Consider the following 12850-nt stretch of genomic DNA (forward strand, 5'->3'; position numbering starts at 1 on the left):
GTGATCAACCGGCATGGGGCGGTTCTCCGCCTCCGGCAGAACGGGGAGTTTGAGCATGGCTGCCGAGCACAGCGTCGGCTTCGAGCCGGCCGATCGGCTCGCGGAAGATCGCGAGAGCGTGCGCCGCCGCTTCTGGCGCAAGCTGAAGCGGGGCGCTTCGCATCTGCCGTTCGCGGAGGATCTGCTTGCCGCCTATTACTGCGCGTTCGACCGGCAGACGCCGCGTCACGTCCAGGCTTCGCTGCTCGGTGCGATCGCCTATTTCATCCTGCCGTTCGACTTCGTCGCCGACGTGATGCCCATGCTCGGCTTTGCCGATGACGCCGCCGTGCTCGCCACCGCCATCCGCATGGTTGCCGGCCACATCACGAACGACCACCGCGAGGCCGCCCGCGCCGCGCTGCGGCGTGGGGTGGATAAGATGGAAGAAGAGGCTGCATAGCGGGATTCAACCACACGCACCGCTGTCATTCCCCGCGAAGGCGGGGAATCCAGTACGCCGCGGCGTCTCGGTTCAATCGCTACCGTCTCTGGAATACTGGATCGCCCGCCTTCGCGGGATGACAGTTGGGTGTGTGGCGAGCGTGGGCGTCGCCTCGCGAGCACATCCTCACGGATGCAGGATCACCTTGCCCATCGCTTGGCGCCCCGCCAGCACCTTCAATGCGTCCGCCGTCTGCGCGAGCGGGAAGGTGCGATCGACATGCGATGAGATCTTTCCTTCCGCGGTCCACTTCACGAGCTTCTCCAGGTTGGCGCGGTTCTTCTCCGGATTCTGCCGGGTCCAAGCGCCCCAGAACACGCCGCGGATGTCGCAGCCCTTCAAGAGCGCGAGGTTCAGCGGCATCTTGGGAATGTCGCCGGCGGCAAAGCCGATGACGAGGAAGCGGCCTTCCCATGCGATCGAGCGCAGCGCCTGTTCGGCGTAAGCACCACCGACGGGATCGAAGATGATGTCGACGCCCTTGCCGCCGGTGAGCTTGCGCAGGCCTTCCTTCAGATCGTCCTTGGCGTAGTTCAGCGTCAGCTCGGCACCGTGCGCCTTGGCGAATTCGAGCTTCTCGTCCGATGAGGCACAGGCGATCACCTTCAGGCCCATCAGCTTGCCGAGCTCGCAAGCCGCGAGGCCGGTGCCGCCGGCTGCGCCCAGCACCGCGAGCGTCTCGCCCGGCTTGGGGCTGGCGCGATCTTCCAGCGCATGCAGCGCGGTGCCGTAGATGATGATGATGCCGGCCGCGCGGTCGTAGTCGAGATTGTCGGGGATCTTCACGATCGAGGCTGCCGGCAGCGCGATTTTCTCGCGCGCGCCATTGTGGCCGCAGGAGGCGACGACGCGATCGCCCACCTTCAGATCCGTGACGCCGGCCCCGATGCTTTCGATCACGCCAGCGACTTCGGCGGCCGGCGAGAACGGGAACGGCGGCTTGATCTGGTACTTGCCCTGGATCATCAGGATGTCGAAGAAATTCAGCGCCGCCGCCTTGATCGCGATCACGGCTTCGCCGGGACCGGCCACCGGATCCGGCACCTCAGTCAGGACGAGGTCGTCGGGCTGGCAATATTGCGAGCAGAGGATGGCTTTCATGGCGGCACCTTGAGGGCGTTTCGGGTGGAATTATGTTTGGTCCGGTTTTGCCGGATTTAGGCAGTGGCGACAATCCGGATTCTTTGCCCAAAGCGATGCACAGCCTATCCTCTCGTCATTGCGAGCGCAGCGAAGCAATCCAGAATCCGTGCCGCGGAAATAGTCTCGATTGCTTCGCGAAGCCTGTCATCGGGCCGCGCTTCGCGCGGACCCGGTGGCTCGCAATGACGAAATCCGCGGAATAGGGATTCAAACGATGTTTGAAACAAGCCTCCTCAAGGACAAGCGCATCCTCATTACCGGCGGCGGCTCGGGTCTTGGCGCTGCGATGGGGCGTCGCTTCCTCGCGCTCGGCGCCGAGCTCGTGATCTGCGGCCGCAAGCTCGAGCGGCTCGAGGCGACGGCGCGCGAGATGCACGGAGAGACCGGCGGCAGGGTCACCACCATCGCCTGCGATATCCGTGACGGTGCGGCGGTCGACAGCATGATGGATGCGATCTGGCGCGAGGCGCCGCTCGACATCCTGGTCAACAATGCCGCCGCTACCTTCATCGCAGAGAGCGAGCATCTCTCCTTCCGCGCCGCGGACGCGATCCTGGCGCCGACGCTGCATGGCGCGATGTATTGCACGCTCGCCGCCGGCAGGCGCTGGATCGAGGCCAAGCATGGCGGCGTCGTGCTGTCGATCCTCTCGACCTCCACCATCACCGGCCGCGCCTTCACCGTGCCCTCGGCGATGGCGAAATCCGCACTGCTGGCGATGACCAGGAGTCTTGCGGTGGAATGGGGCGCGAAGGGTGTCCGCACCGTCGCGATCGCGCCGGGCCCGTTTCCGACCGCAGGGGCCACCGGGCAGCTTCGTCCCGATGGCCGCGACGAAGGCTGGACCTCGCGCAATCCGCTCGGCCGCACCGGCGAGCACGGCGAGCTCGCCGATCTCGCCAGCTTCCTGGTCTCGGATCGCGCCGCGTACATCAATGGCGAGATGGTGGTGATCGACGGCGGCGCGCATTTGCGCAGTTCCGGTGCCGAGGATTTGCTCGGCTGGACCGAGGCGCAATGGGCCGCGCAACGCGCCGCCCGATCCAAGGCCTAGCCGCCGAAGATACCGCTAACTGCCTTCCCAAATTGAACTTTCCCGGCTATCCCTGCCCGGGGACAAAGCGCGCTCGGGCCATCTTCCAGTCACAATATTGAGGGAACCACTCCAGCATGTGGCGGGTGCTGATTTTAGCTTTGATGACGGGCGTGGCGGCCGGGGGAATCGCCGTTTCGGCGCGGGCGCAGACGGCGCAACCGGCGCCCAAGTCCAGTCCAGCTCCAAAAGAGGCGGCACCCAAGCCGGCCGCGCCGCCGGCCAACACCAACGCAAAGGCGACCCCGAAGCCCGAGAGCAAGCCGGCGGCCCCGGCCCCGGCAGTTGCGGGGGGCGCGGAGCCAACCCTGATCGGGCAGTTCGGCACCTGGGGCGCCTATTCGGCGACGCCGAACGGCAAGAAGGTCTGCTTCGCGCTGGCCAAGCCGTCGTCGTCGAAAACCAACCCGCCGAACCGGCCGCGCGATCCCGCCTATGCCTTCGTCTCGAGCCGGCCGGCGGAGAAGGTCAACAACGAAGTCTCGGTCATGATCGGCTATGCGCTGAAGCCGGGCTCGGAATCGACCGCCGAGGTCGGCGGCGCCTCCTTCGCCATGTACACGCAGGGCGACGGGCTCTGGATCAAGAACGCGGCCGAGGAGGAGCGGATGGTCGAAGCCATGCGCAAATCCGCCGACCTCGTCGTCAAAGGCGTCTCGGCCAAGGGCACGGAGACGACCGACACCTTCTCGCTGAAGGGCCTCGCCCAGGCGCTCGACAAGATCGCGCAGGATTGTCGGCGTTAAGACTGCGGGCGATAAGGTCGCAATCGGCAATTCCGGTTGCTATATAGGGATCCGTTCCAAGTTTTTCCGTCATTCCGGGATGGTCCGAAGGACCAGACCCGGAATCTCGAGGTTCCGGGTTCGACGCTTCGCGCCGCCCCGGAACGACCACGTAATCAGGTCCATTCAATGCAACCGACGACCGAGCCGCACAACGGCCTCCTGGTGGAGAAGACCCCGCTCGAAACCTATGTGCCGCCGGCCAAGCCGTCGCTGATCGGCCTGTCGCGCACCGAGCTGGCCGATCGGCTCGGCGAGATCGGCGTCGCGCCGGCCCAGCGCAAGATGCGGGTGCAGCAGCTGTGGCACTGGATTTATTTCCGCGGCGCCCAGAGTTTTGACGAGATGAGCTCGATCTCCAAGGGCATCCGCGCCGAGCTCGCCCAGCATTTCACCGTGGACCGGCCCGAGGTCGTGGCCGAGCAGATCTCCAACGACGGCACCCGCAAATGGCTGCTGCGACTGCCGAGCGGCGATAACCTTCAGAAGGCGCATGAAGTCGAATGCGTCTACATCCCCGAGACCGACCGCGGCACGCTCTGCGTCTCCTCCCAGGTCGGCTGCACGCTGAACTGCGCCTTCTGCCACACCGGCACGCAGCGCCTGGTGCGCAACCTCACCGCCGGCGAGATCGTCGGCCAGGTCATGGTGGCGCGCGATCGTCTCAACGATTGGGCCGATCGCGAGGACGGCACGCGCCGCGTCACCAACATCGTGATGATGGGGATGGGCGAGCCGCTCTACAATTTCGACGCGGTGCGCGATGCGCTCCTGATCGTCGGCGACAATGAAGGCATCGGCATCTCGCGCCGGCGCATCACGCTGTCGACCTCGGGCGTGGTGCCGAACATCGTGCGCGCCGGCGAGGAGATCGGCGTCATGCTCGCGATCTCGCTGCATGCGGTGCGCGACGAGCTGCGCAACGAGCTGGTGCCGCTCAACCGCAAATATCCGATCAAGGAGCTGCTGCAGGCCTGCCGCGACTATCCGGGCGCCTCGAATGCGCGCCGCATCACCTTCGAATATGTGATGCTCAAGGGCGTCAACGATTCGCTCGACGATGCCAAGCTGCTGGTGAAGATGCTCAAGGGCATCCCGGCCAAGATCAATCTGATCCCGTTCAATCCCTGGCCCGGCACCGCCTATGAATGCTCGGATTGGGACCAGATCGAAAAGTTCTCCGAATATATCTTCAACGCCGGCTATTCCTCGCCGGTGCGCACCCCGCGCGGCCGCGACATCCTCGCCGCCTGCGGCCAGCTCAAATCGGAGACCGAAAAGCTCTCCGCACGCGAGCGCCAGGCGCTGCGCGCCATGGCGATGACGGATTAGTTTGTCATGCCCGCGCTCTCGCCTCCTCGTCATTGCGAGGAGCGTAGCGACGAAGAAATCCAGACCGCCTCCGCGGACGCATTTCTGGATTGCTTCGCTACGCTCGCAGTGACGACAATCGGGACTTCGTCATGTCCCTGATCGGCCGCCTCGTCGTCATCTTCATCGGCTTTCTCGCCGCCTGTTTCGTCGGCGGCATGATCATCGTCGTCGCGCTGCTGTTTCCGGAATTCGCCGATCTCGGCGCCGGTCCGGTCGATCAGGGCACGATCGACATCCTGCTCGGCTTCGGGTTCATCTTCGTCTCGGGCTTTGCACTGGTGCCGGCGGCGGTGATCGTCGCGATCACCGAGGCGCTCTATATCCGCAGTGCGATCGCCTATGCCGTCGGCGGGGGCCTCGTCGGCCTCGCCTGCTATCTCGGCCTTGTTCCCTTCCACGCCGATACGCTGCAGTTCGAGGGTATCGTGCAGCGTCACCTGGAGATCATGACCGGCGCCGGCATCGTTGCCGGCGTCGTCTACTGGTTGATCGCTGGTCGCAACGCCGGCGCTTGGCGCATCCCGCCGCCCCCGCGCAAGCCGCCGCCACCGCTGCCGTCGAATTCACGACCGGATTGAGACGCCGTCATTGCGAGGAGCGAAGCGACGAAGCAATCCAGGGTCCCTCCACGGAAAGATTCTGGATTGCTTCGCTTCGCTCGCAATGACAGTTTCCGGGGTTTCCATCTCGTCGCCACTCCGCTAAACCGCGCGCCATGAACCGTACCGGACTCTTCATCGCCCTGGCGCTGTGGCTCGTGATCGGCGTCGTCTTTGGCCTCTATCCCGAGCTCGACCTCAAGCTCGCTTCGCTGTTCTTCGACTCGGAGACCAAGACGTTTCCGCTCAAGCTGAACGAGTGGGCCGGCTTTGCGCGCGATGCGGCGATGTGGATCGCCTGGGCCTTCGCGCTTCCCTCGATCGTCGCGCTCGTGGTCAAGATGATCCGGCCCGACCGGCCGCTGATGGTGCCGGGGCGCACGGTCATCTTCCTGCTGGTAACGCTGACCATGTCGGCCGGCATTTTGACCAACCTCACGTTCAAGAATTATTGGGGCCGTCCGCGTCCGGTGGTGGTGACCGAGTTTGCCGGCGATCAGCAATTCGTGCCGTGGTGGGATCCGCGCGGCAGTTGCGGGCGCAACTGCTCGTTCTTCTCCGGCGAAGGCGCGACCGCGTTCTGGACGCTGGCGCCGGCCGCGCTGGCGCCGCCGGCGTGGCGGCCGCTCGCCTATGCCGGCGCGGTCATCTTCGGCGCGCTCACCAGCGCCCTGCGCATGGCCTTCGGCGGGCACTTCTTCACCGACGTGTCGATCGCGGGCCTCGTCACCTTCGTCGTGATCTGGTTCGCCTACGCGCTGATCTACCGCTGGCCACGGACGCGGTTCTCGGACGAAGCGGTGGATGCCGCCCTGACCCGGCTGAACATGCCCGCCTACCGGCTCCGCCAGCGCCTGTTCGGCCGCAAGACCGGCCCCGAACCCTCGGTTTGAGCCATTAAAGGGGTGCCGAGCCTCGCGAAATTTGATATTCGCGCGGTCGAACACACCATCACATCAGCTTGAGACCCGATTGGAAGCCCCATGACCACGATCCTGAAAAGCCTGCCCAAGGGTGAGAAAGTCGGCATCGCTTTTTCGGGCGGTCTCGACACCTCTGCGGCGCTGCTCTGGATGAAGCAGAAGGGGGCGCGCTGCTACGCCTACACCGCCAATCTCGGCCAGCCGGATGAAGCCGACTACAACGAGATCCCGCGCAAGGCGATGGAGTTCGGCGCCGAGAACGCGCGCCTCGTCGATTGCCGCACGCAGCTGGTCCACGAGGGCATCGCCGCGATCCAGTCCGGCGCCTTCCATATCTCGACCGGCGGCATCACCTATTTCAACACCACGCCGCTGGGGCGCGCCGTCACCGGCACGATGCTGGTCGCGGCCATGAAGGAGGACGGCGTCAACATCTGGGGCGACGGCTCGACCTTCAAGGGCAACGACATCGAGCGCTTCTACCGCTACGGCCTGCTCACCAATCCCGGCCTCAAGATCTACAAGCCCTGGCTCGACCAGCAGTTCATCGACGAGCTCGGCGGCCGCGCCGAGATGTCGGCGTTCATGGCGGCGCAGGGCTTCGCCTACAAGATGAGCGCCGAGAAGGCGTATTCGACCGACAGCAATCTGCTCGGCGCCACCCACGAGGCCAAGGATCTCGAGAGCCTCGACAGCGGCATCAAGATCGTCAATCCGATCATGGGCGTGCCGTTCTGGCGCGACGACTGCAATGTCAACGCCGAGAAGGTCGTGGTGCGTTTCGAGGAAGGGCAGCCGACCGCGCTGAACGGCCAGACCTTCTCCGATCCGGTCACGCTGTTCCTCGAAGCCAACGCGATCGGCGGCCGTCACGGCCTCGGCATGAGCGACCAGATCGAGAACCGCATCATCGAGGCCAAGAGCCGCGGCATCTATGAGGCGCCCGGCATGGCGCTGCTGCACATCGCCTATGAGCGCCTCGTCACCGGCATCCACAACGAGGACACGATCGAGCAGTACCGCATCAGCGGCATGCGCCTGGGACGCCTGCTCTATCAGGGCCGCTGGTTCGATTCGCAGGCGTTGATGCTGCGCGAGACCGCGCAGCGCTGGGTCGCCCGCGCCGTCACCGGCGAAGTCACGCTCGAACTGCGCCGCGGCAACGACTATTCGATCCTCAACACCGAGAGCCCCAACCTTACCTATGCGCCAGAGCGGCTGAGCATGGAGAAGGTGGAGGATGCCGCCTTCACGCCGGCCGACCGCATTGGCCAGCTCACCATGCGCAATCTCGACATCGCCGACACCCGCACCAAGCTCAAGCTCTACAGCGAGACCGGTCTGCTCTCCGGCAGCGAAGGCTCGCAGATCTTCCGGCTGGAGAGCGACAAGGGTTGAGGTCGTAGGGTGGGCAAAGGCGCCTTGCGCCGTGCCCACGATCTCTCTCGATCGCGAAAAATGCGTGGGCACGCTGCGCTTTGCCCACCCTACGAAAGCTCGTCGCCTGGATGAAGCTCAACGGGGCTACGAGTTTAATGACGGTGTCATTCTCGATCGCTACGCTCCCTATCGAAACGGGATCGCGGAGCATTAAGCATGGTCAGGAAATCGGTAGTCGCTTCTCTCATCGTCATCTGTTGGACGACGTCACTGTCGGCACAGACGATCTATCCGATCGATCGCGCCGAGATTTTGGCCGGAGCGCGATTCGACTTCAAGGTCGAGCTGCCCGGGCTGGTCGATCCGGCCAAGTTGAAGATCACGGTGAACGGCGCCGATTATGCGGCCGCGTTCGGCCGCTCCGGAACCTTCGTCGAGCGCGAGGACGGCAAGGAGCAGTCGGCCCTGGTCCTGCGCGACGTCACGCTGACCACGCCCGGCAGCGTTGCCGTGGAGGTGAGCGACGGCGCGCGCCAGCGCAGTGTCACATGGACGGTTTACGACACCGGCCCGCGCAAGGCGAAGAACGTCATCCTGTTCATCGGGGACGGCATGTCGCCGGCGCATCGCGTCGCCGCGCGGATCCTGTCCAAGGGTATTTCGGAAGGCAAGAGCCGCGGCAAGCTCGCCATCGACGACATGCCCCATATGGCGCTGGTGGCAACCGCCGGCTCGGACTCGATCATCACGGATTCCGCGAACTCGGCCAGCGCCTATGCGACCGGGCACAAGAGCGCCGTCAATGCCCTCGGTGTCTATGCCGACCGCAGCGCAAGCCCGCTCGACGATCCCAAGGTCGAAACCATCACCAGCCTCGCCAAAAGGCGGCTCGGCATGGCGATCGGTGTCGTCACCAATACCGAGATCGAAGACGCGACGCCGGCGGCGATGGTCGCGCACACCCGCCGGCGCGCCGCCTATGACGACATCGTCGAGCAGTTCTTCACGGCAAAGCCGGATGTGATGATGGGCGGCGGCAGCGCGAATTTCCTGCCGAAATCGGCTGCCGGCTCCAAGCGCAAGGACGAGACCGACTACATCGCGAAGTTTCGCGATGCCGGCTATCAGGTGGCGACCACCGCGGGCGAGCTCAGTGCCTCTGCCGCCAAGCAGGAGACGAGCAAGCTGCTCGGCCTGTTTGCCACCGGCAACATGGACGGCGCACTCGACCGCAAATTCCTCAAGGGCGGCGGCGTCAAGAAATTCCCGGAGCAGCCCGATCTGACCGAACAGGTGCAGGCGGCGTTGAAAATCCTCGCGAAGAACGAAGCCGGCTTCTTCCTGATGGTCGAATCCGGAATGATCGACAAATACGCGCATTTGCTCGACATGGAGCGTGCCGTCTACGACACGATCATGCTCGACAACGCGGTGCGTCAGACGCGCGAATGGGCGCGCGCCCGCGGCGATGACACCCTCATCCTGGTGCTGGCCGATCACAACCATCCCAACAGCCTCGTCGGCACGGTGAATGACGATATGGCCACGACGCCCAACGTGCCCTTGCGCGAGCGCGTCGGCGTCTACGATCAGGCCGGATTTCCCAACTATCCCGCACCGGATGCGGAAGGTTATCCATCACGCGTCGACGTGAGCCGGCGGCTTGCCATTTTCTCGGCGAGCTTGCCCGATCACTACGAGACGTTCCGTCCGAAGCTCGACAATCCCAACGAGCCGACCGTCAAGGCCGGCGACGACGGCACCTTCAAGGCCAACGACAAATACAAGGAGGTTCCAGGCGCGGTGCTGCGCCCCGGAAATCTGTCGTCGCTGGTCGGCGCCAGCGTGCATTCGGGCGAGGACGTCATCGTCACGGCGACGGGTCCGGGGAGCGAGCGCGTGTACGGCTCGATGGACAACACCGAGGTGTTCCGTGTCATGGCCGATGCGCTGGGATTGGCTGCGCGACAATGATGGAGGGTCGGAGACCCCCGGCACAGCTCCTGCCGCAGGCGAGCGCGGCAGGGCGGCCGCCCTGGTTCTATCAATTCACGACGCGTGGGGCGGCGTGAAGACCAGCTTCACGCAGCTGCGGAAGAGCATGATCTGCCGCTCCAGCCGCTTCGGGTCGTTGAGCGTCTTCGACATGATGATTGCGCCGTCGACCACGCACGAGATCATTTCCGCGAGATCGTCGAGGTCGATCGGCTCGCGGGGCGGATAGACCGCGGCGATGCCGTCGAGAATCTCGCGGAAGTGGGCATTCCAGCTCCGGACCGATTGCGCGGTGAGATCGCGAACATCGCGGTCGAACAGGCGCTCCTGATAGCAGATGCTGGCGATCAGGCAGCCGGGATGGCCGTTCGGCAGATCGGCCATGACTTCGGCGAGCAGTTTCAGCGAGATCAGAAACGACTGCAGCGGGTCGTCCGAGAGCTCACGTCCGCGCCTGAAGATCTCGTCAAACAGGCGATCATTCGTGTCTACGTAGCGGCGCAGCATCTCGCGTGCGAGCGCGTTCTTGTCTTTGAAGTGATAGAAGAAGCCGCTCTTGGTCAGTCCGGCCTCGGCAATGACCTCTTCGATCGAGGTGGCGCCGAAGCCCTTCGCGAGCACTGCTGCTTCCGCGATCTCGAGAATGCGCTCGCGCGTTGCTTCGCCCTTTCCCATTGATGTCTCCAAAACTGTACCGGCGGTGCGGAAAATGACCCCCTGGGCCAGGCACCTCTCCGAGTGAGCCGTGTAAATCTCTGATGTGTCTGTGCTTGCGGGTGGAAGTTCAGCCGCACCACGCGCCTTCTAGAGCGACGCGACATTATGCGGCACGAAATTCTGCGACCGAACACGGGCCTGGCGCGACCGAATGAAGAGAGCGGGCCCGTCCAATGATGGAGCGATCGATGGCCAGATACAGACATGCTCTGCCGCAGCGCGGCGGAGGCATTTTCCTGACCGACGGCGGCATGGAAACAACCCTCATCTTTCAGCACGGGCTGGAGCTGCCCCATTTTGCGGCATTCGTGCTGCTCGACAGCGCGGATGGACGCGCGCATTTGAGGCAGTACTACGAGGCCTATCTGCGTGTCGCGCGGCAGCATGGGCTCGGCTTCGTCCTCGACAGTCCGACCTGGCGCGCCAACCCTGATTGGGGCGCCAAGCTTGGCTATGATGCGGCCAGGCTCGAGGCCGTCAACATGCGCGCCATCCGCTTCCTCGACGAACTGCGCGCTGCTTGGGAATTGCCCGGCCTGCCTTGCGTCATCAACGGCGCGATCGGTCCGCGTGGCGACGGCTACAAGGCCGGCAACATGGACGCGGCGGAGGCGGAAGCCTACCACTCAGGCCAGATCGCGGCCTTCACCGAGGCCGGCGCCGACATGGTGACTGCATTCACGCTGAACAGCATCAACGAAGCCGTGGGCGTGGTCCGTGCAGCCAAGAGGCAGGACATTCCGGTCGCGATCTCCTTCACGGTCGAAACCGATGGTCGCCTCATTCGTGGAGAGTCGCTGCGCGAGGCGGTCGAAGCGGTCGACGACGCGACCGAACGTGCCTGCGAATACTTCCTGATCAATTGCGCGCACCCAACTCACTTCGAGGGTGCACTCGCGAGAGGCGAGGCTTGGGTTCAGCGTATCCACGGCATCCGAGCCAATGCATCGGTCAAGAGCCATGCCGAGCTTGACGAATCGGAGACGCTAGACAGCGGTGATCCCGCAGATCTCGGCCGCCGCTACCGTTTGCTCAGGCGTGCATTCCCCGGCATGCGCATTCTCGGCGGCTGTTGCGGCACCGATCACCGGCACGTTGCCGCCGTTTGCGAGGCATGCCTGCCGTCGGAAGCAATGACGGCGTGACAGCAAAATGGCCGGGATCGCTCCCGGCCATTGTCTTCTTGCGAAGGTTTTTACTGACGCGGCGGAGGCGCCGCGTTGGCCTGGTCGCCGTTGAGCAACGGCGTGATACGGCGGACGGTGACGCGCCGGTTGATCAGGCTCGGGCCTTGCGTCTGCTCCTTCAGATACTGCTCGCCATAGCCCTGCGACGTCAGGTTCTCCGCGGGGACACCGAATTGCTGCGTCAGCAATTCGGCTGCGGCCTGCGCGCGGCGGTCCGAGAGCGACAGATTGTCGACCTCGTTGCCGACCGCATCGGTGTGGCCCTCGATCAGGAACACCTCCTGCGGATTGGCCTGAATCGCCTGGTTGATGCCTTCGGCGATCACCTGGAGCCGCGCGGCCTGATCCGGCGGAATGGTCCACGATCCGGTCTCGAAGGTGATCGTGTTGACGTCGATACTCGGCATCTGCATGCGAACATTCGGGCTGTAGCGGATCTCGTCGAGCGAGTAGCGCCGATCGATCCGCTGCACCGGCGGAGCCCGCATCGTTTCGTAGATGACCTGCGGCGGCGCCTCCTGGGCGTCGACGATGTAGCGGTCGTAGGGAATGTTGACCACCGGGGGCGGCACGTCGACATAGAAGCCGCCGACCGCGCGCGGATCGCGGTAGCTGTTGTCGATGATCACGAGCTCACGTCCGCGGGGGTCCCTGCGGATGCGCCGCATCAGCCGGCCGTCGGCGCCGACGACGGTGATGATCTCGCTGCCGTCGGGACGAATCACGACCGTGCGGGTTTCGCCGCCGACGGTGTCGGTGCGGATGTCGCGCGCGCCGTAGCGGAAACGATAGAGATCGTTGCCGCGGACATAGGCCTGCCCGCCCGGATCGCGGACGATGATGCGGTCCGGCTCGGTGTAGATGGTGCGACCGCCTTCGACGGTCTCCCGTCGCTGGCTGTGGAGGTCGGCGATGGTCGCGCCGATCACGGCGCCGGCCACCACGCCCGCCCCGATCGCGAGCGGCGTCAGGTCACGCTGCTGCGGCCGCGGCGGCGGCGGCAAGGGCGCTACGACCGTCGGCGCGGCGCGGAAGGCCGGCGCGACGGTCGGCGGTCTGTATTGTGCCCTGTCGGGCGGCGGCGCTGCGGCGGGCGTGCCGGGCACCACGGTCGGAGCCGCGGCGCCGGCCGGAGGTGCCGGCGGCCGGACGGGCGCACCAGCCTGCGGG

General features: G+C 65.0%; 12 protein-coding genes. 9 read left to right on the top strand and 3 right to left on the bottom strand.

The genetic code is table 11. From position 1 onward, the window contains the following. The first annotated feature begins 55 nt into the window (after positions 1 to 55). Positions 56 to 442, top strand: a complete 387-nt coding sequence (locus AC24YW_RS23690) for a YkvA family protein (protein WP_487484953.1) — start codon at positions 56 to 58, stop codon at positions 440 to 442. Positions 443 to 610: 168 nt separating this feature from the next. Here AC24YW_RS23690 and AC24YW_RS23695 read toward each other — a convergent pair whose 3' ends face one another. Beyond that, on the bottom strand, positions 611 to 1585 hold the full coding sequence (locus tag AC24YW_RS23695; RefSeq protein WP_487484954.1) for an NADPH:quinone oxidoreductase family protein: 975 nt from the start codon (positions 1583 to 1585) through the stop codon (positions 611 to 613). Positions 1586 to 1841: 256 nt separating this feature from the next. Between AC24YW_RS23695 and AC24YW_RS23700 the strand changes: the two genes are divergently transcribed. From AC24YW_RS23700 to AC24YW_RS23730, 7 genes are all read left to right on the top strand, one after another. Then, complete coding sequence (locus AC24YW_RS23700) at positions 1842 to 2681, top strand: SDR family oxidoreductase (RefSeq protein ID WP_487484955.1); 840 nt, start codon at positions 1842 to 1844, stop codon at positions 2679 to 2681. A 116-nt stretch (positions 2682 to 2797) separates the two neighbouring features. Next, entirely contained in the window at positions 2798 to 3466 is a 669-nt protein-coding gene (locus tag AC24YW_RS23705; RefSeq protein WP_487484956.1) for an invasion associated locus B family protein, read from the top strand. A 168-nt stretch (positions 3467 to 3634) separates the two neighbouring features. After that, on the top strand, positions 3635 to 4837 hold the full coding sequence (rlmN, locus tag AC24YW_RS23710) for a dual-specificity RNA methyltransferase RlmN (RefSeq protein WP_487484957.1): 1203 nt from the start codon (positions 3635 to 3637) through the stop codon (positions 4835 to 4837). 131 nt (positions 4838 to 4968) lie between these two features. Beyond that, a complete protein-coding gene (locus tag AC24YW_RS23715; RefSeq protein WP_487484958.1) occupies positions 4969 to 5457 on the top strand; it encodes a hypothetical protein in 489 nt (162 codons plus the stop codon). Positions 5458 to 5594: 137 nt separating this feature from the next. Continuing rightward, positions 5595 to 6371: a phosphatase PAP2 family protein gene (locus tag AC24YW_RS23720; RefSeq protein WP_487484959.1), complete on the top strand. Its 777-nt coding sequence runs from the start codon at positions 5595 to 5597 to the stop codon at positions 6369 to 6371. A gap of 90 nt (positions 6372 to 6461) precedes the next feature. Next, on the top strand, positions 6462 to 7799 hold the full coding sequence (argG, locus tag AC24YW_RS23725; RefSeq protein ID WP_487484960.1) for an argininosuccinate synthase: 1338 nt from the start codon (positions 6462 to 6464) through the stop codon (positions 7797 to 7799). Positions 7800 to 7997: 198 nt separating this feature from the next. Next, the gene (locus AC24YW_RS23730; RefSeq protein WP_487484961.1) at positions 7998 to 9755 is read left to right on the top strand and encodes an alkaline phosphatase; all 1758 of its coding nucleotides are present in this window, start codon (positions 7998 to 8000) and stop codon (positions 9753 to 9755) included. Between the two features lie 75 nt (positions 9756 to 9830). Here the strand turns inward: AC24YW_RS23730 and AC24YW_RS23735 are convergent, their stop codons facing one another. Continuing rightward, positions 9831 to 10451: a TetR/AcrR family transcriptional regulator gene (locus AC24YW_RS23735; protein ID WP_487484962.1), complete on the bottom strand. Its 621-nt coding sequence runs from the start codon at positions 10449 to 10451 to the stop codon at positions 9831 to 9833. Positions 10452 to 10681: 230 nt separating this feature from the next. On the opposite strand from AC24YW_RS23735, the gene AC24YW_RS23740 reads away from it, so the two are divergent. After that, positions 10682 to 11638, top strand: coding sequence for a homocysteine S-methyltransferase family protein (locus tag AC24YW_RS23740; protein ID WP_487484963.1), 957 nt, complete (start codon positions 10682 to 10684; stop codon positions 11636 to 11638). A 50-nt stretch (positions 11639 to 11688) separates the two neighbouring features. Here AC24YW_RS23740 and AC24YW_RS23745 read toward each other — a convergent pair. Continuing rightward, positions 11689 to 12850: OmpA family protein (locus AC24YW_RS23745; protein WP_487484964.1), on the bottom strand; the 1162-nt coding region annotated here is incomplete at its 5' end.

The organism is Bradyrhizobium sp. USDA3516 (genome assembly GCF_057651995.1).

Coding starts and splice junctions, on each gene's coding strand:
- AC24YW_RS23690 (WP_487484953.1), top strand. CDS start 56: ATGGCTGCCGAGCACAGCGTCGGCTTCGAGCCGGCCGATCGGCTCGCG.
- AC24YW_RS23695 (WP_487484954.1), bottom strand. CDS start 1,585: ATGAAAGCCATCCTCTGCTCGCAATATTGCCAGCCCGACGACCTCGTC.
- AC24YW_RS23700 (WP_487484955.1), top strand. CDS start 1,842: ATGTTTGAAACAAGCCTCCTCAAGGACAAGCGCATCCTCATTACCGGC.
- AC24YW_RS23705 (WP_487484956.1), top strand. CDS start 2,798: ATGTGGCGGGTGCTGATTTTAGCTTTGATGACGGGCGTGGCGGCCGGG.
- rlmN (WP_487484957.1), top strand. CDS start 3,635: ATGCAACCGACGACCGAGCCGCACAACGGCCTCCTGGTGGAGAAGACC.
- AC24YW_RS23715 (WP_487484958.1), top strand. CDS start 4,969: ATGTCCCTGATCGGCCGCCTCGTCGTCATCTTCATCGGCTTTCTCGCC.
- AC24YW_RS23720 (WP_487484959.1), top strand. CDS start 5,595: ATGAACCGTACCGGACTCTTCATCGCCCTGGCGCTGTGGCTCGTGATC.
- argG (WP_487484960.1), top strand. CDS start 6,462: ATGACCACGATCCTGAAAAGCCTGCCCAAGGGTGAGAAAGTCGGCATC.
- AC24YW_RS23730 (WP_487484961.1), top strand. CDS start 7,998: ATGGTCAGGAAATCGGTAGTCGCTTCTCTCATCGTCATCTGTTGGACG.
- AC24YW_RS23735 (WP_487484962.1), bottom strand. CDS start 10,451: ATGGGAAAGGGCGAAGCAACGCGCGAGCGCATTCTCGAGATCGCGGAA.
- AC24YW_RS23740 (WP_487484963.1), top strand. CDS start 10,682: ATGGCCAGATACAGACATGCTCTGCCGCAGCGCGGCGGAGGCATTTTC.